This window comes from Falsiroseomonas sp. RANM36 (assembly GCF_056682175.1).
The window spans coordinates 292,811-293,152 of the sequence record NZ_JBWXTD010000003.1 but is presented as its reverse complement, the minus strand read 5'-3'; the positions used below and the strand labels follow the sequence as shown (position 1 = coordinate 293,152).

At 75.7% G+C, this 342-nt stretch carries 1 protein-coding gene; it reads left to right on the top strand.

All coding sequences use genetic code 11. The annotated features are described in order from the left end of the window. A partial coding sequence (locus tag AC1MIR_RS06205) for a penicillin-binding transpeptidase domain-containing protein (protein WP_480027313.1) occupies positions 1-342 on the top strand: 342 nt, incomplete at both ends.

Sequence of the window (342 nt, the reverse complement as noted above, 5' to 3'; positions counted from 1 at the left end):
GGGCTGTTCAAGCCCTTCGTCTTCCTGGCGGCGATGGAGCATGGCGCGGCGCCGTCCGACGCGGTCTCCGACGCGCCGCTCAGCCTCGGCGGGTGGGCGCCGGGGAATGGCGAATGGCGCCCGCGCGGCGAGATCACGCTGGAGGAGGCGCTGACGCACTCGGTCAACACCGCGGCGGTGCGCGTGATGCAGCGCGCCGGCGGGCCGCGCGAGGCTGCCGCGGTCGCCGAGCGCTTCGGCCTGACCGGGCCCTTCCCGCGCGACGCGACGGTCGCGCTCGGCACCGGCGAGGTCACGCTGCTGGAACTGACCGCCGCCTATGCCGCCTTCGCCAATGGCGGC